Origin of the sequence: Caulobacter vibrioides OR37 (assembly GCF_000372645.1) — a bacterium.
Classification (GTDB): domain Bacteria; phylum Pseudomonadota; class Alphaproteobacteria; order Caulobacterales; family Caulobacteraceae; genus Caulobacter; species Caulobacter vibrioides_E.
The window spans coordinates 135,403-158,547 of the sequence record NZ_APMP01000001.1; the positions used below are offsets into that span (position 1 = coordinate 135,403).

At 65.6% G+C, this 23,145-nt stretch carries 25 protein-coding genes; 24 read left to right on the forward strand and 1 reads right to left on the reverse strand.

What is annotated here, in order from left to right:
* The first annotated feature begins 81 nt into the window (after window positions 1-81).
* The 23 genes from OR37_RS00645 to OR37_RS00755 all read left to right on the forward strand — a co-directional run bounded on the left by OR37_RS00645 (window position 82) and on the right by OR37_RS00755 (window position 21,880).
* Window positions 82-1,332 carry an NADH-quinone oxidoreductase subunit D gene (locus OR37_RS00645; RefSeq protein ID WP_004615168.1) on the forward strand — a complete coding sequence of 417 codons (1,251 nt, stop codon included), beginning with the start codon at window positions 82-84 and terminating at the stop codon, window positions 1,330-1,332.
* Between the two features lie 11 nt (window positions 1,333-1,343).
* Window positions 1,344-1,676: a nuclear transport factor 2 family protein gene (locus OR37_RS00650; RefSeq protein WP_035016828.1), complete on the forward strand. Its 333-nt coding sequence runs from the start codon at window positions 1,344-1,346 to the stop codon at window positions 1,674-1,676.
* A gap of 10 nt (window positions 1,677-1,686) precedes the next feature.
* Complete coding sequence (gene nuoE / locus OR37_RS00655; RefSeq protein WP_004615171.1) at window positions 1,687-2,376, forward strand: NADH-quinone oxidoreductase subunit NuoE; 690 nt, start codon at window positions 1,687-1,689, stop codon at window positions 2,374-2,376.
* Between the two features lies 1 nt (window position 2,377).
* Window positions 2,378-2,602 (forward strand): hypothetical protein, encoded by a 225-nt coding sequence (locus OR37_RS00660; RefSeq protein WP_004615172.1) that lies wholly within the window; start codon window positions 2,378-2,380, stop codon window positions 2,600-2,602.
* On the forward strand, window positions 2,599-2,865 hold the full coding sequence (locus OR37_RS00665; RefSeq protein WP_004615173.1) for a hypothetical protein: 267 nt from the start codon (window positions 2,599-2,601) through the stop codon (window positions 2,863-2,865). The genes OR37_RS00660 and OR37_RS00665 overlap by 4 nt, the downstream gene beginning before the upstream one ends.
* Before the next feature lie 3 nt (window positions 2,866-2,868).
* Window positions 2,869-4,188 carry an NADH-quinone oxidoreductase subunit NuoF gene (gene nuoF, locus OR37_RS00670; RefSeq protein ID WP_004615174.1) on the forward strand — a complete coding sequence of 440 codons (1,320 nt, stop codon included), beginning with the start codon at window positions 2,869-2,871 and terminating at the stop codon, window positions 4,186-4,188.
* A 5-nt stretch (window positions 4,189-4,193) separates the two neighbouring features.
* The gene (gene nuoG / locus OR37_RS00675; protein WP_004615175.1) at window positions 4,194-6,254 is read left to right on the forward strand and encodes an NADH-quinone oxidoreductase subunit NuoG; all 2,061 of its coding nucleotides are present in this window, start codon (window positions 4,194-4,196) and stop codon (window positions 6,252-6,254) included.
* On the forward strand, window positions 6,255-7,322 hold the full coding sequence (gene nuoH, locus OR37_RS00680; protein WP_081612840.1) for an NADH-quinone oxidoreductase subunit NuoH: 1,068 nt from the start codon (window positions 6,255-6,257) through the stop codon (window positions 7,320-7,322).
* A complete protein-coding gene (locus tag OR37_RS00685) occupies window positions 7,322-7,561 on the forward strand; it encodes a hypothetical protein (RefSeq protein WP_004615177.1) in 240 nt (79 codons plus the stop codon). The genes nuoH and OR37_RS00685 overlap by 1 nt, the downstream gene beginning before the upstream one ends.
* Window positions 7,562-7,634: 73 nt before the next feature.
* The gene (gene nuoI, locus OR37_RS00690) at window positions 7,635-8,126 is read left to right on the forward strand and encodes an NADH-quinone oxidoreductase subunit NuoI (RefSeq protein ID WP_004615178.1); all 492 of its coding nucleotides are present in this window, start codon (window positions 7,635-7,637) and stop codon (window positions 8,124-8,126) included.
* An 82-nt stretch (window positions 8,127-8,208) separates the two neighbouring features.
* Window positions 8,209-8,826: an NADH-quinone oxidoreductase subunit J gene (locus OR37_RS00695; RefSeq protein ID WP_004615179.1), complete on the forward strand. Its 618-nt coding sequence runs from the start codon at window positions 8,209-8,211 to the stop codon at window positions 8,824-8,826.
* Window positions 8,823-9,128, forward strand: a complete 306-nt coding sequence (gene nuoK, locus OR37_RS00700; RefSeq protein WP_004615180.1) for an NADH-quinone oxidoreductase subunit NuoK — start codon at window positions 8,823-8,825, stop codon at window positions 9,126-9,128. The genes OR37_RS00695 and nuoK overlap by 4 nt, the downstream gene beginning before the upstream one ends.
* Window positions 9,129-9,136: 8 nt before the next feature.
* Complete coding sequence (gene nuoL / locus OR37_RS00705; protein WP_004615182.1) at window positions 9,137-11,203, forward strand: NADH-quinone oxidoreductase subunit L; 2,067 nt, start codon at window positions 9,137-9,139, stop codon at window positions 11,201-11,203.
* On the forward strand, window positions 11,200-12,702 hold the full coding sequence (locus tag OR37_RS00710) for an NADH-quinone oxidoreductase subunit M (protein WP_165570562.1): 1,503 nt from the start codon (window positions 11,200-11,202) through the stop codon (window positions 12,700-12,702). The genes nuoL and OR37_RS00710 overlap by 4 nt, the downstream gene beginning before the upstream one ends.
* Window positions 12,662-14,155, forward strand: a complete 1,494-nt coding sequence (gene nuoN / locus OR37_RS00715) for an NADH-quinone oxidoreductase subunit NuoN (protein ID WP_200864112.1) — start codon at window positions 12,662-12,664, stop codon at window positions 14,153-14,155. Before OR37_RS00710 ends, nuoN begins: the two co-directional genes overlap by 41 nt.
* A 1-nt stretch (window position 14,156) precedes the next feature.
* Window positions 14,157-14,912, forward strand: a complete 756-nt coding sequence (locus OR37_RS00720) for a biotin--[acetyl-CoA-carboxylase] ligase (RefSeq protein WP_035016782.1) — start codon at window positions 14,157-14,159, stop codon at window positions 14,910-14,912.
* Entirely contained in the window at window positions 14,909-15,694 is a 786-nt protein-coding gene (locus OR37_RS00725) for a type III pantothenate kinase (protein ID WP_035016783.1), read from the forward strand. The genes OR37_RS00720 and OR37_RS00725 overlap by 4 nt, the downstream gene beginning before the upstream one ends.
* Window positions 15,694-17,373 (forward strand): ribonuclease J, encoded by a 1,680-nt coding sequence (locus tag OR37_RS00730; RefSeq protein ID WP_004615189.1) that lies wholly within the window; start codon window positions 15,694-15,696, stop codon window positions 17,371-17,373. Before OR37_RS00725 ends, OR37_RS00730 begins: the two co-directional genes overlap by 1 nt.
* A 104-nt stretch (window positions 17,374-17,477) precedes the next feature.
* Window positions 17,478-17,894 (forward strand): methylmalonyl-CoA epimerase, encoded by a 417-nt coding sequence (gene mce / locus OR37_RS00735; protein WP_004615190.1) that lies wholly within the window; start codon window positions 17,478-17,480, stop codon window positions 17,892-17,894.
* Window positions 17,894-18,154: a DUF1467 family protein gene (locus tag OR37_RS00740; RefSeq protein WP_004615191.1), complete on the forward strand. Its 261-nt coding sequence runs from the start codon at window positions 17,894-17,896 to the stop codon at window positions 18,152-18,154. Before mce ends, OR37_RS00740 begins: the two co-directional genes overlap by 1 nt.
* A gap of 435 nt (window positions 18,155-18,589) precedes the next feature.
* A complete protein-coding gene (proS, locus tag OR37_RS00745) occupies window positions 18,590-19,921 on the forward strand; it encodes a proline--tRNA ligase (RefSeq protein ID WP_004615192.1) in 1,332 nt (443 codons plus the stop codon).
* Window positions 19,921-21,201 carry a lipoprotein-releasing ABC transporter permease subunit gene (locus OR37_RS00750; RefSeq protein WP_004615193.1) on the forward strand — a complete coding sequence of 427 codons (1,281 nt, stop codon included), beginning with the start codon at window positions 19,921-19,923 and terminating at the stop codon, window positions 21,199-21,201. The genes proS and OR37_RS00750 overlap by 1 nt, the downstream gene beginning before the upstream one ends.
* Entirely contained in the window at window positions 21,194-21,880 is a 687-nt protein-coding gene (locus OR37_RS00755) for an ABC transporter ATP-binding protein (RefSeq protein ID WP_004615194.1), read from the forward strand. The genes OR37_RS00750 and OR37_RS00755 overlap by 8 nt, the downstream gene beginning before the upstream one ends.
* Window positions 21,881-21,908: 28 nt before the next feature.
* Here the strand turns inward: OR37_RS00755 and OR37_RS00760 are convergent, their stop codons facing one another.
* Window positions 21,909-22,868 carry a nucleoside hydrolase gene (locus OR37_RS00760; protein WP_035016829.1) on the reverse strand — a complete coding sequence of 320 codons (960 nt, stop codon included), beginning with the start codon at window positions 22,866-22,868 and terminating at the stop codon, window positions 21,909-21,911.
* 166 nt (window positions 22,869-23,034) lie between these two features.
* Here OR37_RS00760 and sidA point away from each other — a divergent pair, with 166 nt between their 5' ends.
* Window positions 23,035-23,124, forward strand: coding sequence for a cell division inhibitor SidA (sidA, locus tag OR37_RS00765; protein WP_004615196.1), 90 nt, complete (start codon window positions 23,035-23,037; stop codon window positions 23,122-23,124).
* The last annotated feature ends 21 nt before the right edge of the window (window positions 23,125-23,145 follow it).

Consider the following 23,145-nt stretch of genomic DNA (forward strand, 5'->3'; position numbering starts at 1 on the left):
GAAGGCGCTGGCTCCAGATCACTTGTCGGGATCGGCCGATGGCCGGCCTGGCATGGAACAGTGTAACGAAGGTCCGTAGCCATGACCGGCACGAACTCGCCCGCCGCGGCGACAGACTACTTCCGAGACGAGGCGACGGTCCCGGCCGTTCCGGAGACGCCTGTCCGTAAGTTCAACATCAACTTCGGCCCGCAGCACCCGGCCGCGCACGGCGTGTTGCGCCTGGTGCTGGAGCTGGATGGCGAAATCGTCGAACGTGTCGATCCGCACATCGGCCTGCTGCACCGCGGCACCGAAAAGCTGATGGAAACGCGCACCTATTTGCAGAACGTGCCGTACTTCGACCGCCTCGACTATGTGGCGCCGATGAACCAGGAGCACGCCTTCTGCCTGGCCATCGAGAAGCTGCTGGGTGTCGAGGTCCCGATCCGGGGCCAGATCATTCGCGTCCTGTACTCGGAAATCGGCCGGATCCTGAACCACCTGCTCAACGTGACGACCCAGGCCATGGACGTCGGCGCCCTGACCCCGCCGCTGTGGGGCTTCGAGGAGCGCGAGAAGCTGATGGTGTTCTACGAGCGCGCCTGCGGCGCTCGCCTGCACTCCAACTACTTCCGTCCGGGCGGCGTCCACCAGGACTTGCCGCCGGAGCTGGTCGAGGATATCGACGCCTGGGCCAAGGCTTTCCCCAAGATCTGCGACGACATCGAAGGCCTGATCACCGACAATCGCATCTTCAAGCAGCGCAACGTCGACATCGGCGTCGTCAGCAAGGACGAGGCGATCCTGTGGGGCTTCTCGGGCGTGATGGTGCGCGGCTCGGGCATCGCCTGGGACCTGCGCCGCAGCCAACCCTACGAGAACTACAACGACTTCGAGTTCGACATTCCGCTCGGCAAGAACGGCGACTGCTACGACCGCTATCTCTGCCGGATGCAGGAGATGCGCGAATCGACCAAGATCATCCGCCAGGCCTGCGACATGCTGCGCAAGACGCACGGTCCGGTCCTGTCGGAAGACAACAAGGTCTCGCCGCCGCGCCGCGCCGAGATGAAGCGCTCGATGGAAGCGCTGATTCACCACTTCAAGCTCTACACCGAAGGCTTCAAGACGCCGGAAGGCGAGGTCTATGCCTGCGTGGAGGCCCCTAAGGGCGAGTTCGGCGTGTTCGTGGTCAGCGACGGCGGCAACAAGCCGTACCGCTGCAAGATCCGCGCGCCGGGCTTCCCGCACCTGGCGGCGATGGACTGGATGAACCGCGGCCACCAGCTCGCCGACGTCTCGGCCATCCTTGGCTCGCTGGACATCGTGTTCGGGGAGATCGACCGGTGAGCCTGGAAGCCATCGCCCTTGAGAAAGTGGCCCAGGCCCAGCTGGACGCCTATAACGCCCAGGATTTGGACGCTCATTGCGCCCATTTCGCCGACGACGTCGTCGTGGGCGGCCTGAACGGCGAGGTCGCGCGCACCGGGATCGACGCCTATCGCGCCTGGTACGAAAAGGTCTTCGCCGATTTTCCCGGCAACAAGGCCGAACTGCTGAACCGCATCGTGGTCGGCTCGAACGTGATCGATCACGAGCGCGTCGACCGCGGCAATGGCGATCCCGTCTTCGAGGTCGCCGCCATCTACACCTTCAAGGGCGACAAGATCGCTCGCGTTGATTTCGCCCGATGAGCGCCCCCAAATGAGTGTGAGACGTCTCGCTAAAGAACAGCCCGCCAGCTTCGCCTTCTCGAAGGAAAGCCAGGCTAAGGCCGACTGGTGGAAAGCCAAGTACCCCGCCGCCCGCAAGCAGTCGGCGGTGATCCCGATGCTGTGGCTGGCCCAGAAGCAGGAGGGCTGGGTGTCCGAGCCGGCGATCCAGGAGATCGCCAAGCAGCTCGAGATGCCGGTCATCCGCGTGCTGGAAGTGGCCACCTTCTACGTGATGTTCCAGCTGCAGCCGGTCGGCAAGGTCGCCTTCGTGCAGCTGTGCGGCACCACGCCCTGCCAACTGCGCGGGGCCGAGGACCTGAAGAAGGTTCTGAAGGACAAGATCGGCGCCGCCAACCACGTCTCGGCCGATGGCAAGTTCAGCTGGGAAGAGGTCGAGTGCCTCGGCGCCTGCTGCAACGCGCCGATGGCCGCGATCAACGACTATTACTACGAGGACCTGACGCCGGAGAGCCTGGCCCAGATCCTAGACGACTTCGCGGCCGGCAAGGCGCCGAAGCCGGGCAGCTATGACGGCCGGGGCGCCTCGGAGCCGAAGGGCAAGATCCAGACCCTGACGGATCCGAAGCTGTACGACGGCTCGGCCGCCAAGAAGATCAAGATCCCGAACCTTCCGGAAAAGCCTAAGGCGACAAAGGCCAAGCCGGAGCCGACCGCCTAACATGACCGCCGACGCCAACATCCAGAAGAAGCGCCTCACCGTGATGCTCGCCATCAACGCGGTGTGCTTCGTGCTGGCCGGCGTCGCGATCTATGGCGCGGTGTCGCTGCGGATCGACTGGCTGCGGCTGGTCTTCCTGGGCGCCATCGTGGCCGGCTTGGGCTCTCACATCTGGTTCATCCTGGGCTGGATGCGCGCGACCAAGCGCGAGGGCGCGACGTCATGACCGACGACAGCCTCCTCATCGCCCGCCGCGCGGCCTATGCCGACACCATCCGTGGCCTGGGCCGTCGTGAACGCGGCTTGGGCTTCGTGGCCTGCCTCCTCGGCGCGCTGCTCCTGATCTGGGGGCGGACGGTCGAAGGGGCGCCGTTCTGGGCGGTTGTCGCCGGTCTCGTCACGATTGGCGCGGGCTGGTTGCTTTTCGCCTATGTCATCATTCGTCGGGCGGGTTATGTGCGCGCCCATCCATTCGATCCGCAAAGCTGAGTCATGGTCGGTATCCTCGAAGACAAGGACCGCATCTTCACGAACCTCTACGGTCTCCAGGATTGGGGCCTCGAGGGCGCGAAGAAGCGCGGCTGCTGGAATGGCACCAAGGACATCCTGGACGCTGGGCGCGACTGGATCATCGACAACATGAAGAACTCCGGCCTGCGCGGCCGGGGCGGCGCCGGTTTCTCGACCGGGCTGAAGTGGTCGTTCATGCCCAAGGAAGTGAAGGAAGGTCGTCCTCACTACCTGGTCGTCAACGCCGATGAGTCCGAGCCGGGCACCTGCAAGGACCGGGAGATCATGCGGCATGATCCGCACCTCCTGATCGAGGGCTGCCTGATCGCCTCGCGCGCCATGCTGGCCCACGCCTGCTACATCTATATTCGTGGCGAGTACGTCTACGAACGCGAGATCCTGGAAGCCGCGATCAAGCAGGCCTATGAGGCCAAGCTGATCGGCAAGGACAACGTCCACGGCTGGGACTTCGACCTCTACGTCCACCACGGCGCCGGCGCCTATATCTGCGGCGAAGAGACGGCTCTGCTGGAAAGCCTGGAAGGCAAGAAGGGCCAGCCGCGTCTGAAGCCGCCGTTCCCGGCCGGCGCGGGCCTCTACGGCATGCCGACCACGGTCAACAACGTCGAGAGCATCGCCGTCGCGGGGACGATCCTGCGTCGCGGCGCGGCTTGGTTCGCGGGCTTTGGTCGCCCGAACAACGCCGGCACCAAGCTCTTCTGCGTTTCGGGCCACGTGAACCTGCCCTGCAACGTCGAAGAGGCGATGAGCATTCCGTTCCGCCAGCTGATCGAGGATCACTGCGGCGGCATCCGGGGCGGCTGGGGCAACCTGAAGGCCGTCATCCCGGGCGGTTCGTCCGTGCCGATGATCCCGGCCGAGCAGTGCGAAGACCTGCCGATGGACTTCGACGCCCTGCGAAACCTGCGCTCGGGCCTCGGCACCGCGGCGGTCATCGTCATGGACAAGTCGACCGACCTCGTCCGCGCCATCGCCCGCCTGTCGTACTTCTACAAGCACGAGAGCTGCGGTCAGTGCACGCCGTGCCGCGAAGGCACGGGCTGGATGTGGCGCGTCATGGAGCGCATGGCGACCGGCGAGGCCGATCCGAAAGAGATCGACACCCTGCTGGACGTCACGACCCAGGTCGAGGGTCACACCATCTGCGCCCTGGGCGACGCGGCCGCCTGGCCGATCCAGGGCTTGTTCCGTCACTTCCGCCACGAGGTGGAGGAGCGGATCGCTTCCTATCGTAGCGGTCGCCTGCACGTGCAGGGCGCCAAGCTGATCGCGGCGGAGTAACAAGAATGGCAATCGCCAAGGTCAACGGCGTCGAAGTCGAGTTCGAACCCGGCATGACGGTTCTGCAGGTCGCGGAACTGGCCGGCGAAGAGATCCCGCGCTTCTGCTACCACGAGCGCCTCAGCATCGCCGGCAACTGCCGGATGTGTCTGGTCGAGGTGAAGCCCGGCCCGCCGAAGCCCCAGGCCTCGTGCGCTCTGCCGGCCGCCGAGGGCCAGGAAATCTTCACCAAGACTCCGATGGTCAAGAAGGCTCGCGAAGGGGTGATGGAGTTCCTGCTCATCAACCACCCGCTGGATTGCCCGATCTGCGACCAGGGCGGCGAGTGCGACCTGCAGGACCAGGCCATGGGCTATGGCCGCGACGACAGCCGCTACGAAGAAAACAAGCGCGCGGTCGAAGAAAAGGCCATGGGCCCGCTGATCAAGACCGTGATGACGCGCTGCATCCAGTGCACGCGCTGCGTCCGCTTCATCACCGAGGTCGCCGGCTCGCCGGAAATCGGCCTGATCTCGCGCGGCGAAGACGTTGAAATCACGACTTATCTGGGCGCGGCGGTCACCTCCGAGCTCAGCGCCAACGTCATCGACCTGTGCCCGGTCGGCGCCCTGACGAGCAAGCCCTACGCCTTCGAAGCCCGTCCGTGGGAGCTGAAGAAGACCGAGAGCATCGACGTGATGGACGCCCTGGGCTCGTCGATCCGCGTCGACGCCCGCGGCGCGGCCGTCCTGCGCGTGCTGCCGCGCACGAACGACGACGTCAACGAAGAGTGGATCTCGGACAAGACGCGCTACGCCGTCGACGGCCTGGGCCGTCAGCGCCTGGACCGTCCCTATGTCCGCGTGGACGGCAAGCTGCGTCCCGCGACCTGGTCGGAAGCCTTCGCGGCCGTGGCCGCCAAGCTGAAGACGACCGCTCCCGAGCGTATCGGCGTCATCGCCGGCGACCTGCAGGACGCCGAGAGCCTCAAGGCGACCAAGGATCTCTTCACCGCCCTGGGCGTCAAGAACCTGGACAGCCGCCAGGACGGCGCGGCGCTGGGCGCCGGCCCGCGCGAAAGCTGGCTGTTCAACTCGACGATCGCCGGCATCGAGAACGCCGACGTCGTTCTGTTCGTCGGCGCCAATCCGCGTATCGAGGCGCCGGTTCTGAACGCGCGCTTCCGCAAGCAGTGGATCGCCGGCAAGACCCGCTTCGGCGTCATCGGCGAGCAGGCCGACCTGACCTTCGGCTATGATTATCTTGGCGCCGGTGCCAAGACCCTGTCGGGCCTGGCCAAGAGCAAGAACGACTTCGTCGCGGCCCTGAAGGCCGCCGAGCGTCCCGCGATCATCATCGGGCAGGGCGCGCTGGCCCGCGGCGATGGCGCGGCGATCCTCAAGGCCGCCGCCGGTCTCGCCAAGACCATGAAGGTCGTGCGTGACGGCTGGAACGGCTGGAACGTGCTGCACACCGCAGCCGCTCGGGTGGCCGGCCTCGACATGGGCTTCGTCCCGGCCGACGGCGGCCTCGCCGCCCGCGACATGCTGAAGCCGGGCGCTGTCGACGTCCTCTTCCTGCTGGGCGCCGACGAGTGCGAGACGGCCGCCTCGGACGCCTTCAAGATCTATCTCGGCACGCACGGCGACAACGGCGCGCACAAGGCCGACGTGATCCTGCCGGGCGCGGCCTATACCGAGAAGAACGGCCTCTATGTAAACCTTGAGGGCCGGGTCCAGATGGGCCGCCGCGCGGTGTTCCCGAAGGGCGAGGCTAAGGAAGACTGGTCGATCCTTCGCGCGCTTTCCGAAGTGCTGGGCCACAAGCTGCCGTATGACAGCCTGGACCAGCTGCGCGCCAAGCTGTTCGCCGATCACCCGACCTTCGGCCAGATCGACTATGCGCCGGGCTCGGTGGCCACGTCGTTCGACGTGGGCGCGCTGGGCGCCGACGGCGAGGTTTCGGACGCGCCGTTCGAAAGCCCGATCAAGGCCTTCCACCTGACCAACCCCATCGCGCGCGCCAGCGTGACCATGGCCGAATGCGCGGCCGTGGCTTCCGGCGCCGCCAAGATCGCCGCGGAGTAAATCGTGGACTCGACCAATCCGCTTCTCTGGTTTGGCCTGACGACCGGCGGCATCCTGCTGGTCGTGATCTGGGTTCTCCTGAGCCTGGCCTTCCTGCTGCTGGCCGACCGCAAGATCTGGGCCGGCGTCCAGATGCGCAAGGGCCCCAACGTGGTGGGTCCGTTTGGCCTGCTGCAGTCCTTCGCCGACTTCTTCAAGTTCGTCTTGAAGGAGATCGTCATCCCGGCCGGTGCCGACAAGGTGATCTTCATCCTGGCGCCGCTGATCAGCCTGATCCTCGGCTTCGTCGGCTGGGCCGTGGTGCCGTTCGCGCCGGGCTGGGTGGTCTCCAACCTCAATGTCGGCATACTCTACCTTCTGGCCATGAGCTCGCTGGGCGTCTACGGCATCATCATGGGCGGCTGGGCTTCGAACTCGAAGTATCCGTTCCTGGGCGCCCTGCGTTCGGCCGCGCAGATGGTGTCCTACGAGGTCTCGATCGGCCTGATCATCATCACGGTGATCCTGCTGGCCGGTTCGATGAACCTGTCGACCATCGTCGAGAAGCAGACCGGCTGGTTCTGGAACTGGAACGTGTTTGGCGGCGCCGGCCTGAAGAACATCGTCCTGCTGCCGGTGATGGTCATCGCGATGGGCATGTTCTACATCTCGGGCCTTGCCGAGACGAACCGCCCGCCGTTCGACTTGCCAGAAGCCGAATCCGAACTCGTGGCCGGCTATCAGGTCGAGTACAGCTCGACCCCGTATCTGCTGTTCATGGTCGCCGAATATTCGAACATCGTCCTGATGTGCGCCATGATCAGCGTTCTGTTCTTCGGCGGCTGGAATCCGGGCTTCCCGATTGGCTTCACGGCGCACTGGCCGCCGTTCCTGGTCAATTTCCTGCTGGCCTTGGTGTTCTACGCCAAGATCGTCTTCTGGTTCTTCATGTTCGCCATGGCCAAGGCCATCGTGCCTCGCTACCGCTACGACCAACTGATGCGCCTGGGATGGAAGGTGTTCCTGCCGACTTCGCTCGTGCTGGTCGCCGCGGTCGCCGCGTGGCGCGTGTTCGGTCCGGGGGCCTGATGCGGCGCCTGGCGGTCATCGCGCTGGGCCTTTCCGGCCTCGCCCTTTCGGCCTGCCAGGCCGTCTCGGCTCCGGATCGGTCCTATTCGCTGGGCGAGGGGATCGTCAGCTACGACGATCTCCGGCGCGCCGGCGACAAGTGCAAGGCCGAGGGCGGGACGATCCGGTTCAAGCAGGACGGGGGCGACCCCGCTCAGCTCGCGAACTACACCTGCGTGATCCCGCGCGGGACGAGATAAGGGGCCTTGGCCCATCGAAGCGGGGAGGGGCCACGACGGCCCTTCGTCGAGGTACAGGTTTAGGAGAGCTCTGGTGTTCCAGCGCATCACTCAAGCGGTCAAGGGCGCGGCCCTGCTCGACTTCGCCGGCGCGTTCGGTCTGGCCATGAAGCACATGGTCGCGCCGAAGAAGACCGTGATCTATCCGAACGAGCGCAACCCGCAGTCGCCGCGCTTCCGGGGCGAGCACGCCCTGCGTCGCTATCCGTCGGGCGAGGAACGCTGCATCGCCTGCAAGCTGTGCGAGGCCATCTGCCCCGCCCAGGCCATCACGATCGAGGCCGAACCGCGCGAGGACGGCAGCCGCCGGACGACCCGCTACGACATCGACATGGTCAAGTGCATCTACTGCGGCCTGTGCCAGGAGGCCTGCCCGGTGGACGCCATCGTCGAGGGGCCGAACACCGAGTTCGCGACCGAGACGCGCGAGGAACTGTACTACGACAAGGAACGGCTTCTCGATAACGGCGACCGCTGGGAACGCCTGATCGCGAAGAATCTGGAGTTGGACGCGCCCTACCGCTAAGAGGGGGCGCGATTCCTAGGAGGCGTCGCGCCGCGAGGCGTCGACGTCATTGGACGTAAGATTTCAGGGGAGCCCTGGGCCAATGCCCGTGCAGGCGATCGCATTTTATCTACTGGCTTTCGTGACCCTCGCGTCGGGCTTGCTCGTCGTGTCGGCCAAGAACCCGGTGCACTCGGTGCTCTTCCTGATCACCGCCTTCTTCTCGGCCGCCGGCCTCTTCGTCCTGCTGGGCGCGGAGTTCCTGGCGATGCTGCTAATCGTCGTCTATGTGGGCGCGGTCGCGGTGCTGTTCCTGTTCGTCGTGATGATGCTGGACATCGACTTTGCGGCGCTGCGTCAGGGCTTCGTCAATAACCTGCCGATCGGTGGCCTCGTGGGTCTGGTGTTGGTCGGAGAGATGATCGCGGTCGTCGCCGCCGTGTCCAGCAACGGCGCGGCCGCCAAGCAGGCCCTGCCGAACGCGTCGCCGGGCGGCGTTCCGAACACCGAGGTGATCGGCCGCGTGCTCTACACCGACTATGTCTTCTTCTTCCAACTCGCGGGCCTGGTGCTGCTGGTGGCCATGATCGGCGCCATCGTCCTGACCCTGCGCCACAAGCCGGGCGTCAAGCGCCAGGACATCGGCAAGCAGGTGGCCCGCACGCCCAAGACCGGCATGGAGCTGGTTCAGATCAAGCCGGGTGAGGGGATCTCCGAATGATCGGCCTGCCGCACTATCTCGTCGTCGCCGCGATCCTGTTCACGATCGGCGTCTTCGGCATCTTCGTGAACCGCAAGAACATCATCGTCATCCTGATGTCGGTCGAGTTGATCCTCTTGGCGGTGAACATCAATCTCGTGGCGTTCTCGGCCTTCCTGCACGACGTGGCGGGGCAGATCTTCGCCATGTTCGTGCTGACCGTGGCCGCCGCCGAAGCGGCCGTGGGTCTGGCCATCCTCGTCACCTTCTTCCGCAACCGCGGCGACATCGCGGTTGACGACGCCAGCATGATGAAGGGCTAAGCGACGTCATGCAGACGCTTGTAACCATTCTCGTCTTCGCGCCGCTGGTCGGCGCCCTGATCGCCGGCCTGTTCGGCCGCCGCATCGGCGACGTCGCCTCGCAGGCGGTCACGACCGGCCTGCTGATCCTGGCCTGCGCCCTGTCGTGGTATACATTCAGCCAATGGACCTGGGGCGGCCTGGAGGCCTTCACGGTCCGCCTGCTGCCGTTCATCCACATCGGCGACTTCCAGGCCAACTGGTCGATCCGGATCGACGCTTTGTCGGCGACCATGCTGATCGTGGTCACGACGGTCTCGGCCCTGGTGCACATCTATTCCTGGGGCTACATGGCCGAGGACGACAGCAAGCCGCGTTTCTTCGCGTATCTGTCGCTGTTCACCTTCGCCATGCTGTCGCTGGTCACCGCCGCCGACTTCATGCAGCTGTTCTTCGGCTGGGAAGGCGTGGGCCTCGCCTCGTACCTGCTGATCGGCTTCTGGTTCAAGAAGCCCTCGGCCAGCGCCGCCGCCATCAAGGCCTTCGTGGTCAACCGCGTCGGCGACTTCGGCTTCGCCCTGGGCATCATGACCACCTTCTGGGCGTTCGGGTCGATCCAATTCGCCGAGATCTTCCCGCAGATCGCCGCGCACGCCGGCAAGACCTGGGTGTTCGCGGGCCATACCTTCCCGCTGATGGACATCGCTTGCTTCCTGCTGTTCATCGGCGCGATGGGCAAGTCGGCCCAGTTCTTCCTGCACACCTGGCTTCCGGACGCCATGGAGGGCCCGACCCCGGTGTCGGCCCTGATCCACGCGGCCACCATGGTCACCGCCGGCGTCTACATGCTGTGCCTGCTGTCGCCGATGTTCGAATACGCGCCCATCGCCAAGAACATCGTCACGGTGATCGGCGCGGTGACGGCCCTGTTCGCCGCCACGGTCGGTCTGACCCAGAACGACATCAAGCGCGTCATCGCTTATTCGACCTGCTCGCAGCTGGGCTACATGTTCTTCGCGGCCGGCGTCGGCGCCTATCAGGCGGCGATGTTCCACCTGTTCACGCACGCCTTCTTCAAGGCCCTGCTGTTCCTCGGCGCCGGTTCGGTGATCCACGGGATGCACCATGAGCAGGACATGCGGAAGTACGGCGCCCTGGCCAAGCTGCTGCCCATCACCTTCATCGCCATGACGATCGGCACGATCGCCATCACGGGCCTGGGCATCCCGCCGCTGGAACTGGGCTTCGCCGGCTTCTACTCGAAGGACACCATCATCGAGGCCGCCTACGCGGCGGGCCAGCACAACCCGATCGGCATGTTCGCCTGGGTGATCGGCGTCCTGGTCGCCGGCCTGACCTCGTTCTACTCGTGGCGCCTGGCCTTCTTCACCTTCAACGGCAAGGCTCGCTGGGGTCATGACGACCACCACGCGCACGCTCACGACGCGCACGGCCACGACGCCCACGCGGACGAAACCCACGACGAGCCTCTGCCGGATGATGACCATGGCCACGGCCATGATCACAAGCCGCACGAGAGCCCGTGGGTGATGCTGTTCCCGCTGGTCGTCCTGTCGATCGGCGCGGTCGCCGCCGGCTTCGTCTTCACCGGCTATTTCGTGGGCCACCACCAGGAGGAGTTCTGGCGCGGCGCGATCTACAACGCCCCGACCAACCACGTGCTGCACGAAGCGCATGGCGTGGCCGAGTGGGTGAAGTACAGCCCGCTGATCGCCACGATCCTTGGCCTGCTGATCGCCGCCTACGTCTATCTGCTGAAGGGCGACGAGCGCCTGGGCCTGAAGCTGGCCGAGCGCAAGGGGCCGCTCTACGTCTTCTTCTACAACAAGTGGTTCTTCGACGAGCTGTACGACGCCACCTTCGTGCGTCTGGCCAAGTTCCTCGGCGACCTGTTCTGGAAGGGCGGCGATCAGAAGATCATCGATGGCCTGGGTCCCGATGGCGTCAGCGCGGTCTCGTATGAGGTCGGCAAGCGCACCGGCAAGCTGCAGACCGGCTACCTGTACCACTACGCGTTTGTCATGCTGCTCGGCGTCGCCGGCCTGCTGACCTACGCCCTGTTCAAATTCCACTGAGGGCGACGGAGCTCATGATCGGCCTTCTCAGCCTTACGACCTTCGCGCCCCTGGCGGGCGTCGCGGCGCTTCTCGTCGCGCGCGCCCTGAACGGGGCCAGCGAAAAGACCGACACCCTGGCCAAGTGGATCGCGCTGGCGACCACGCTGGTCACCTTCGGTCTGTCGGTCATCGTCACCCTTCAGTTCGATCCCAAGAACCCCGGCTTCCAGTTCGTGGAAGACGTCGCGTGGTTCGCGGGCCTGCATTATCGCATGGGCGTCGACGGCATCTCGGTGCTGTTCGTCCTTCTGACGGCGTTCCTGCTGCCGATCTGCGTGATCGCCAGCTGGAAGTCGGTCGACAAGCGCGTGGTCGAATATCTGATCGCCTTCCTGGTCCTGGAGACCCTGGTGATCGGCGTGTTCTGCGCGCTGGACCTGATCCTGTTCTACCTCTTCTTCGAGGGCGGCCTGGTCCCGATGTTCCTGATCATCGGCATCTGGGGCGGCAAGCGTCGGGTGTACGCGGCCTACAAGTTCTTCCTCTACACGCTGCTTGGCTCGGTGCTGATGCTGGCCGCCATCCTGGCCATGATCGCGATCGCCCACACCTCGTCGATTCCCGCGCTGATGACGTTCAAGTTCGCACCGTGGCTGCAAACCTGGCTGTGGTTGGCCTTCTTCGCCTCGTTCGCGGTGAAGATGCCGATGTGGCCGGTGCACACCTGGCTGCCCGACGCGCACGTCGAAGCGCCGACGGCCGGTTCGGTCATTCTGGCGGGCATCCTGCTGAAGATGGGCGGCTACGGCTTCATGCGCTTCAGCCTGCCGATGTTCCCCAACGCCTCGGAGTTCTTCCAGCCGCTGGTGTTCGCGCTGTCGGTGATCGCCATCGTCTACACCTCGCTGGTCGCCTTCCGTCAGACCGACATCAAGAAGCTGATCGCCTATTCGTCCGTCGCCCACATGGGCTTCGTGACCATGGGCATCTTCTCGGGCAACGCCGCCGGCGAGCAGGGCGCCCTGTTCCAGATGCTGAGCCACGGGGTGATCTCGGGCGCTCTCTTCCTCTGCGTCGGCGTGGTCTATGACCGTATGCACACCCGCGAGATCGCCTTCTACGGCGGTCTGACCAACCGGATGCCGCACTACGCCTTCGTCTTCCTGCTGTTCACGATGGGCAATGTCGGCCTGCCGGGCACGTCGGGCTTCGTCGGAGAAATCCTGACCATGACCGGCGCCTACAAGGCCTCGACCTGGACCGCGCTGGTCGCCGCCTCGGGCGTGATCTTCTCGGCCATGTACGCCCTGACCCTGTACCGCCGGGTGATGTACGGCGAGATCACCAACCCGCAGCTGGCCACGATCAAGGATCTCGAGCCGCGCGAGTACGTGCTTTTCGTGCCGCTGATCATCATGACCCTGGTGCTCGGCATCTATCCCAATCTTGTGTTCAACCTGACCGCATCCTCCGTCGATGCGCTGGTCGGCGCCTGGCGCGCCGCCGTGGGCGGGTGAGGAGCCTATGACGTTTTCCGCCAACTTCTCGCTTGTCCTGCCCGAGATCGTTCTCGCGATCGCGGCGCTGGTTCTGCTCGTCGCCGGCGCCTTCAGGGGCAAGGTCGGACCGATCTTCACGCTGGCGGCCGTGGCCGCTCTGCTCGCGGCGGCCGCCACGGCCGTCCTGGGGCCGCACGGCCGGGCCTTCGGCGGGGTCTATGTGGCCGACGCCGCGGCGAGCTACGCCAAGGTGGCCATCTATCTCTCCAGCGCCGTGGCCGTCGTGCTCGGCGACCGCTGGCTGGCTCAGCGCGGCGATCAGAAGTTCGAATACGCCGTCCTGGTGATCCTGGCGGCGGTCGGCATGGGCGTCACCGCCTCGGCCGGCGACCTGATCAGCCTCTATGTCGGCGTCGAGCTGCAATCGCTGGCCCTGTACGTCCTGGCGGCCATGCGTCGCGATGACGCCAAGTCGTCGGAGGCGGGCCTGAAGTACTTCGTGCTGGGCGCGCTGTCGTCCGGCCTGCTGCTGTACGGCGCCTCGCTGATCTACGGCTTCACGGGCTCGACCCACTTCAGCCAGATCGCGCTGGCCGCCGCCCATGGCGGCGCGCATGGCGCGGGCTTGCTGTTTGGCCTGGTGTTCCTGATCTGCGGTCTCGCGTTCAAGGTGTCGGCCGCGCCGTTCCACATGTGGACGCCCGACGTCTACGAAGGCGCCCCGACCCCGGTCGTCGGCTTCTTCGCCGCCGCGCCGAAGCTGGCGGCCATGATGATGTTCGCCCGCGTGCTGGGCGACGCCTTCCCGGCCGCCGGTGACCAATGGCGCCAGATCCTGGTGATCGCGGCCCTGCTGTCGGTGTTCGTCGGCGCGTTCGCGGGCCTGGCGCAGAGCAACCTCAAGCGTCTGTGGGCCTATTCCTCGATCGCCAATGTCGGCTACGCCCTTCTGGGCGTCGCCGCGGGCGGCCAGGACGGCTTGCAGTCGATGCTGGTGTTCATGGTCCTCTATATGATCGACGTCACCGGCTTCTTCGCCTGCCTGCAGGCGCTGAACCGCGACGGCAAGTCGATGGAAACCATCGAGGACATGGCCGGGCTGGTGAAGGCGCGTCCGGGCGTGGCCCTGGCCATGACCGCGTTCTCGCTGTCGGCCCTGGGCCTGCCGCCGTTCTCGGGCTTCTGGTCGAAGTTCTTTGTCTTTAAGGCCGCGATCGCCACCGGCGACGTGATGATGCAGTGGGCCGCCGTGTTGGGCCTGGTCGGCTCCGTCGTCGCGGCGTTCTACTATCTGCGCCTGATCAAGACGATGTGGTTCGACGCGCCGAACGGTTCGGTCGACGCGCCGTCGCCGTCGGCCCGAGCGGTCGGCTTCGCCGCCGCGCTGTTCTCGTGCCCGATCGTGCTGTTCGCCCTGGCCTGGCTTGAGCCCGCCGCCAAGGCCGCCGCGGCCGCCTTTGGTCACGCGTGAGGTGACGGGCGTTCCGCCCGTCGTCATCCCGCCGATCGTCGTTCTAGACGAGATCGACTCCACCAACGCCGAGGCCCGTCGCCGGGCCGAGGCGGGCGAAGTCGGGCCGCTCTGGCTGCTGGGCTTGCGCCAGACCGCCGGGCGCGGTCGTCGTGGCCGCGCCTGGGAGACCGGCGAGGGCAATCTCGCCGCGACCCTGCTGTTTCGCACCGACAAGCCGCCGGCGGAGGCCGCCCAGGTCTCCTTCGTCGCCGCCCTGGCCGTGGCCGACATGCTGGCCGAGTACGCGCCGGCTTCTCTCATCAGCCTGAAATGGCCTAACGACCCGATGCTGGCTGGCTTGAAGGTCAGCGGCATCCTGATCGAGTCCGGCGCCGCGCCCCAGGGCGGCCTGTGGATCGCCGTCGGCGTCGGCGTCAATCTCCGCCACAAGCCGGTCGAGAGCGAGCGTCCCGCCACCTCGGTCGCCGCCCATCGTGAGAGCCCCCCGCCGCATCCGACCGAGGCCGTCGAGGTGCTGGCGCGCGCCTTCGAGCGCTGGTCGCGATCCTGGACCGCGCTGGGCTTCCCGGTGATCGCCGACGCCTGGACGGCGCGCGCCCACGGCCTGGGCGAGGCCTGCGTCGCCCGGCTGGGCGCCGAGACGGTCGAGGGGATCGCCGAAGGGCTCGACGGCGACGGCGCATTGCGCCTGCGTCTGCCCGACGGTCGGGTGCGCCGGATCACCGCCGGCGATGTGTTTTTCGGAGCTGCCTGATGCTGTTGGCCATTGAACAGGGCAATACCAACACCATGTTCGCCATCCACGACGGTCAGTCGTGGATCGCCCAGTGGCGGTCGGCGACCGAAAGCACCCGCACCGCCGACGAATATGTGGTCTGGTTGTCGCAGCTGCTGTCGATGCAGGGGATCGGCTTTCGGGCGATCGACGCGGTGATCATCTCCAGCGTCGTGCCGCAGTCGATTTTCAACCTTCGTAACCTCAGCCGCCGCTACTTCAATGTCGAGCCCTTGGTGATCGGCGAGAACGCCAAGCTGGGCATAGACGTTCGGATCGAAAAGCCATCGGAGGCCGGCGCCGACCGCCTGGTCAACGCCATTGGCGCGGCGATGGTCTATTCCGGTCCGCTGATCGTCATCGACAGCGGCACGGCCACGACCTTCGACATCGTCGCGGCCGACGGCGCGTTCGAGGGCGGCATCATCTCGCCCGGGATCAATCTGTCGATGCAGGCCTTGCATGAAGCGGCGGCCAAGCTGCCGAGGATCGCGATCCAGCGGCCGGCGGGTAACAGGATCGTGGGCACCGACACGGTGTCGGCCATGCAGTCTGGCGTGTTTTGGGGGTATATCTCCCTGATCGAGGGGCTCGTCTCGCGCATCAAGGCCGAGCGCGCCGAGCCCATGACCGTGATCGCCACCGGCGGCGTCGCCTCGCTGTTCGAGGGCGCCACCGACAGCATTGACCATTTCGACTCCGATCTGACGATCCGGGGTCTCCTTGAAATCTACAGACGAAACACTGTTTCAGAGACCTGATGAAAAAAGCCAATGACGACGAACTCGTCTTCCTGCCGTTGGGCGGGTCGAACGAGATCGGCATGAATTTCAATCTTTACGGCTTCGGCCCGGCGCATGATCGCAAATGGATCGTCGTCGACCTGGGCGTGACCTTCGGCGACCAGACAACGCCGGGCGTCGAGATCATTCTTCCCGATCCGACCTTCATCGAGCCCTATGCCGACGACATTCTCGGCATTGTCCTGACGCACGCGCACGAGGATCACCTGGGCGCCGTGCACTGGCTGTGGCCGCGCCTGAAGGCGCCGGTCTACGCCACGCCGTTCACCGCCTTTCTATTGCGCGAGAAGCTGCGCGACGCCGACCTGCTGGATGAGGTGTCGATCACCGAGGTCCCGTTGGGCGGAACCTTCCAGCTGGGCCCGTTCGCGCTGGAACTGATCACGCTGACGCACTCGATCCCGGAGCCGAACGGTCTGGCGATCAAGACGCCGCTGGGCACGATCCTGCACACGGGCGACTGGAAGATCGATCCGGAGCCGCAGCTGGGCGCCCCGACCGACGAGGCGGCCATCCGCAGACTCGGCGACGAGGGCGTGCTGGCCATGGTTTGCGACAGCACCAACGTCTTCGTCGAAGGCGAGGCGGGGTCGGAAGCCGATGTCCGCAAGGCCCTCGGCGATTTAATCCGGAGCCTGAAGGGTAAGATCGCCGTCGCCTGCTTCGCCTCGAACGTGGCGCGCATGGACACGGTGATCCGCGCCGCCCAGGCGAGCGGCCGCAAGGTCTGCCTGGCGGGCCGCTCGATGCACCGCATGGCCGCCGCCGCGCGGTCCGTCGGCCTACTGGAGGGCGTGGAGCCCTTCATCAACGACGACCAGGCCAAGCACCTCCCCGAGGACCAAGTCCTGTTCCTGTGCACGGGCAGCCAGGGCGAACCGCGCGCGGCGCTGTCGCGCATCGCCGAGGGCAGCCATCCGCATGTGAAGCTGGGGCAGGGCGACCACGTGGTCTTCAGCTCCCGAGTGATCCCGGGCAATGAGATCCCGATCCGCAACCTGCAAAACAAGCTCGCCGATCGCGGAGTTCGCCTGCACACCGAGCGCGATACGCCGGGCATCCACGTCTCGGGCCACCCGTGCCGGGACGAACTGCGTCAGATGTATTCCTGGGTGCGTCCGCATATCGCCGTGCCGACGCACGGTGAGCGTCGCCACCTGATCGAGCACGCCGCCTTCGCCAAGGATCTGCAAGTTCCGCACGCGGTAAGCCCGCGCAACGGCGACATGGTGCGCCTGGCGCCCGGTCAGCCGGGGATCATCGATGAAGTACCGGCCGGACGTCTTTACGTCGATGGGGGCGTCGTCACGCCGGAGAACGGCGAGGCCCTGCGCGAGCGTCGCCACGCCGCCTATAACGGCGTGCTGGCCGTGTCGATCGTGCTGGATGGTCGCAACAAGATCGTCTCGGGTCCGCAGATCCGCGGCATCGGCCTGACGGGCGACGAGGAATACTCGCTGGACGACGCGCTGGACGATCTCTGCGAGGAGGCCGAGACCGCCTACAAGCGTCTCGACGGCGATGCCCGCGAGATCGACGAGACGATCGAAAGCGCCATTTCTCGCGCTGTGAAGAAGGCCGCGTTCCGCATCTGGGAGCGCAAGCCGGTCGTCGAGACCACGGTCCTGCGCATCTGATAGTGGGGGCGGCCGCGAAAACGCCGTGGTCGCCCTTTCTTTCCGGAGCGCGCTGGTGCTAGGCCATACGGCAAGAACCAGAAAGGCGCAGCGGGAGTTCGGACATGATCGGCAAGCTCAACCACGTCGGCGTCGCCACGCCGTCCATCGACGACTCGGTGAAAATGTACCGAGAACTGCTTGGCGCCACCTCGGTGACCGAGAAGTGGGCGATGCCGGAGCAGGGGGTCTGGGTCTGTTTCGTCAACCTGCCCAACAGCCAGATCGAGCTGATCGAGCCCTATGGCGAGAAGTCGCCGATCCACGGCTTCCTGGCCAAGAACCCCAAGGGCGGCCAGCATCACATCTGCTTCGAGGTCGAGAACATCCACGAGGCTCGCGATGATCTAGTGGCCAAGGGCGCGACCGTGCTGGGCGAGCCCCGCATCGGCGCCCACGGGACGCTGGTGATCTTCGTTCACCCCAAGGACATGGGCGGCATGCTCGTCGAGCTCATGGAAACGCCAAAGGACGCTCACTGATGAGCCCGATCACCTGGTTCGCCATCTATGTCACCATCTGGTGGACGGTGCTGTTCGGCATCCTGCCGCTAGGCGTTCGGAGTTTTCACGAGGCCGGCATTACGCCGCCGCCTGGCGTCGAGCCGGGCGCGCCGATCAATCCGAACCTGAAGCGCAAGTTCATCACCACCACTTGGGTCTCGGCGATCGTGTTCGCTGTGTTCTTCGCGGTGATCCAGTTCCATCTGGTGCGTTTGCCGGATCTTCCTGCCGCCGCATGACGTGCGAATGCACAAGCCTTGAGCGACGGGCGATCGATTTGCCCCCATTCGCTTAAGGCTTGGGCGATCGGCCCCAATGTCCGAGCTTTCGCCGCAAGCGCGTGCCCCAACACCGGTTCGGTCGGTAAGGTGACTTCAGGAGATCGGCCTTGCCGGTCTCGCTCTGTGGCGTCTTCCCCGACGATGACTGACAAGGCCGCGCGGCGATCCGCGCGGCCTCTCTTTTCTCGCGACGGAGCCTTACTTTGGCCCGAAGCGCGATCGCAGAAAGTGGATGCCGGTTTCTGCGATAGTCGCGCTTCCATGCTTGAAGGGACGAGCCTGCTGATCCGGTTCAGATCAAAGATCTGAACCGGGCGGGCTCTACCGCGTTGCCAAGCTCACGGGCGAGGGGCTATCTCAGGCCCTTCTCGAATTCCCGGAGTTTCCAAGCTGATGCGCCTGTCGCGCTATTTCCTGCCGGTGCTGAAGGAAGCGCCGTCCGACGCCCAGATCGTTTCGCACCAGCTGATGCTCCGCGCCGGCATGATCCGCCAGGAGGCGGCGGGCATCTACGCCTGGCTGCCGTTGGGTCTGCGCGTGCTGAACAAGATCGAGCAGATCGTCCGTGAGGAAATGGATCGCGCCGGCGCCATCGAGCTCTTGATGCCGACCATCCAGCTGGCCGACCTGTGGCGCGAGAGCGGTCGCTACGACGACTACGGCGACGAGATGCTGCGCATCACCGACCGCCACAAGCGCGAGCTGCTGTTCGGTCCGACGGCCGAGGAAGTCGTCACCGACATCTTCCGCGCTTCGATCAAGAGCTACAAGGACCTGCCCAAGAACCTCTACAACATCCAGTGGAAGTTCCGGGACGAACGTCGCCCGCGCTTTGGCGTGATGCGCGGCCGTGAGTTCTTCATGAAGGACGCCTACAGCTTCGACCTCGACGCCGAAGGCGCGCGCAAGTCCTACAACCGCATGTTCGTGGCCTATCTGAACCTGTTCGCGCGGATGGGCCTGAAAGCCGTGCCGATGCGGGCCGACACCGGTCCGATCGGCGGCGACCTTTCTCACGAGTTCATCGTTCTGGCCGAGACCGGCGAAAGCGCCGTCTTCTGCCATAAGGACCTGGTCGAGATGCCGGCCCCCGGTCCGGACCTCGACTGGATCAACGGCGACCTGCAGCCGCTGGTGAACCAGCGCACGGCGCTCTACGCCGCGACCGAGGAGATGCACGACGAGGCCGCGTTCAACGCCCTGCCGGAGGACGATCGCCTGTCGGCGCGCGGCATCGAGGTCGGCCACATCTTCTCGTTCGGCACGAAGTACTCCGAGCCGATGAAGGCCACAGTCCAGGGCCCCGACGGCCAGCAGGTTCCGGTCCAGATGGGCAGCTATGGCGTCGGCGTCTCGCGTCTCTTGGGCGCGATCATCGAGGCCAGCCATGACGAGGGCGGCATTATCTGGCCGGAAAGCGTCGCGCCGTTCGATGTCGGCATCGTCAACATGCGCCAGGGCGACGCCGCCTGCGACGAGGTCTGCGACAAGGCCTATGCCGCGCTGAAGGCCGCCGGCAAGGACGTCCTCTATGACGACACCGACGCCCGGGGCGGCGCCAAGTTCGCCACCATGGACCTGATCGGTCTGCCTTGGCAGCTGATCGTCGGCCCGAAGGGCGTCGCCGAGGGCGTGGTCGAGCTGAAGAACCGCAAGACCGGCGAGCGGCAAAGCGCGTCGCTCGACGCCGTCCTCGAACAGCTCGTCAAGGGTAAGACCGCCTGATGCCAGACGTCCGCGCCGCCGGTCCCTTCAGTCGCTGGGAGCGCTCGGTCGCTCGGCGATACCTGTTCGCCAAGCGCAAGAACGGCGGCGTGGCGCTGATCTCGGTCATCTCGTTCTGCGCGGTGATGCTGGCGGTCTTCGCCTTGATCACCGTGATGAGCGTCATGAATGGCTTCCGAGCCGAGCTCCTGGGGCGCATTCTCGGCTTCAACGGGCATCTCTATGCTCAGTCGCCGCTGATCAACGGCCCCGACCGGGACACCATCATCCGGCGGATCAAGGCCGCCCCAGGCGTGATCCAGGCCGCGCCGATGGTCGAGGCCCAGGCCATGGTCATCGGCCCGACCCAGGTGACCGGCGCGATCGTGCGCGGGGTGACGACGTCGGACCTGCGGCACATGTCGCTGATCTCGGGCAACATCAAACAGGGCTCGATCAGCGGTTTTGGCCAGGGCGAGTACGGCGGCGAGATCGTCCTGATCGGCGACCGCATGGCCCAGAGCCTGGGCGTAAAGCCGGGCGACGCCATCACGCTGATCTCGCCGACGGGCCCCGCGACGGCCTTCGGCAGCTCGACCCGGGAAAAGAATTACATCGTCGGCGGCATTTTCAGCGTTGGCATGAGCCAGTTCGACGAGGCCTTCGTCTACATGCCGCTGGAGCAGGCTCAGCTGTTCTTCGGCCGCGACACGTCGATCGACTATGTCGAGATCAAGGTCGACGACCCCGACAAGGCCAAGGATTACAAGCACGCGGTCGAGGTGGCGTCCGGTCCCGGCGCGCTTGTCACCGACTGGGTCGACAAGAACCACAGCTACTTCACCGCGCTTCAGGTGGAGCGGAAGGTGATGCGGCTGATCCTGTTCTGCATCGTGGCCATCGCCACGCTGAACATCATTTCCAGCCTGGTCATGCTGGTGAAGAACAAGGGCAAGGACATCGCCATCCTGCGCACCATGGGCGCCAGCCAGGGCGCGGTGCTGCGCATCTTCATCATGGCCGGGGCCTCGATCGGAGTAGCCGGCACCCTGTGCGGCCTGGCGCTGGGCGCGCTGTTCTGCACCTACATCACCCCGATCCAGAACTTCGTGGAATGGGCGACGGGGACCTCGGTGTTCAACGCCGATGTCTATATGCTTTCGCACATTCCGGCGAAGATCGACTGGACAGAGGTCGGCGGCATCGTCGCGATCTCGGCCCTGATGAGCGTGCTGGCGACGCTGCCGCCGGCCATGCGCGCCGCGCGCCTCGATCCGGTGGAGGCGCTGCGTTATGAGTGATCCCATCCTGGCCCTGCGCGGCGTCGAGCGCGTCTACAAGACCGAGGCCGGTCCGCTGCCGGTCCTGCGCGGCGTCGATATCGACGTCTACCCGGGCGAGGTGGTGGGCCTGATCGGCCCCTCGGGCTCGGGCAAGTCGTCGCTGCTGCATTCGGCCGGGCTTCTGGAACGGCCGGACGGGGGGCTGGTGGCGCTGGAGGGGCGCGACTGCTCCAGGCTGTCCGAACGTCTACGCACGCGGATCCGTCTGGGCACGGTCGGCTTCGTCTATCAGTTCCATCACCTGCTGCCCGAGTTCACGGCGCTCGAGAACGTCGCCATGCCGCTGACCATCGCCGGCCGGCGACGGAAGGACGCCGAGGCGCGGGCGCGCGAGCTGCTGGAAGGCCTGGGTCTGGGGCATCGTTTGACCCACCAGCCAGCCCAGATGTCGGGCGGCGAGCAGCAGCGCGTCGCAATCGCCCGGGCCCTGGCCAACCATCCCAAGCTTCTGCTGGCCGACGAGCCGACGGGCAATCTCGATCCGGCCACCTCGGCGGCGGTGTTCCAGGCCCTTTATCAGGTCTGTCGCCAGCAAGGCGTCGCGGCCCTGATCGCCACGCATAATATGGAGCTGGCCCGCTATATGGACCGGGTGTTGGCCCTGAAGGACGGTCACCTGGTGGCCCAGACCTTCTAGATAGAAGCGGCCTGGGCGCGGTCTCCCTTCAGAGCAGCGCGCGTTTCATCGCGGCGAAAAAGCCGGCCTGGTCGATCTTCTTGATCACGCGGGCGTTGGGCTCGCGCCGCTTCAGGGCTGGGTCGGCCACCTCGATATCCGGCAGGATCGCGTGGGAGACCGACAGATAGCCCCGCGTCAGCTCGCCCATGGTCTCGACATCGACGACGCAGGTCTCGGCGTCGAGGATCAGGCGCTCGTCTAAAGCCAAGGCGCAGGTCAGGGCGTCGGGGTGCAGACTGCCGTCGAGGCCCTCGGTTTCGCGGGCGAAGGCGAGGGAGGCGCGGTTCACATCGGTGAAAAAGCGGGCCTTGTCGGTCCCCAGCGCTTCGAGCTCCGCCAGTTGGGCGGTGCTCCAGAGGCCGTCCCGCAGCGTCAGGGTCCAAGTCGAGATCGTCAGGTTGAAGCCGGCGTTGACCACGATTTTGGCGGCTTCGGGATCGACGTAGAAATTATATTCCGCCGCCGGCGTGACGTTGCCGACGCCGTTGTCCGTGCCGCCCATGATCCAGAGATGCTTTAGCGCCTTGGCGATCCGGGGCTCGCGCAGATAGGCGAGGGCGATGTTGGTCAGCGGGGCCTGGGCGATGAGGGTGATCTCGCCGGGCGCGGCCATGATCCGACGCACCAGCTCATCGACCGCGTGACCGTCGGCGGGCCGCTGGGCGGTCCTGGCGAAGCCGCTGTCGCTCATGCCGTCCTTGCCGAAGACGTAGGCGGCGTCTAGCGGCGCGCGGCTGAACGGCCCCTGCGCGCCCAGATAGACCGGGACCTCGCCGGCCCGGCCGCACATCTCCAGCGTAACCAGGGCGTTCTCGGCGTGCTGGTCGAAGCCGACATTGCCATGGGCGATCGTGATCGCCTCCACGGACACGCCAGGGCGGGTGAGGGCCAACATCAGCGAAAAGACGTCGTCGCCGGCGGTGTCGGTGTCGATGATCAAGCGCATGGCGTTGATCTGAACCGATCCGGCGCGCTTGGCCATAGGTCCGTGGCTTTGGACCGTGAACCGTTCACCGAACGCCCAAGGAAAATGCGGTGAAGATCGCTGGAACATCTTGTGAACAGAACAAAAGCGGAATATGGAACGAAACAAGAAAGTTGTGGAGGTTCCGATGATCCGTATCGCCCGTGAGTCTTTGGCCCTTGTGTCGGTCGTCGGCTTCGTCTGGATGATGTGTTCGGTGGCTCAGCTGGTGGCCTGAGTCGTGTAGGCGCGGAGAAAC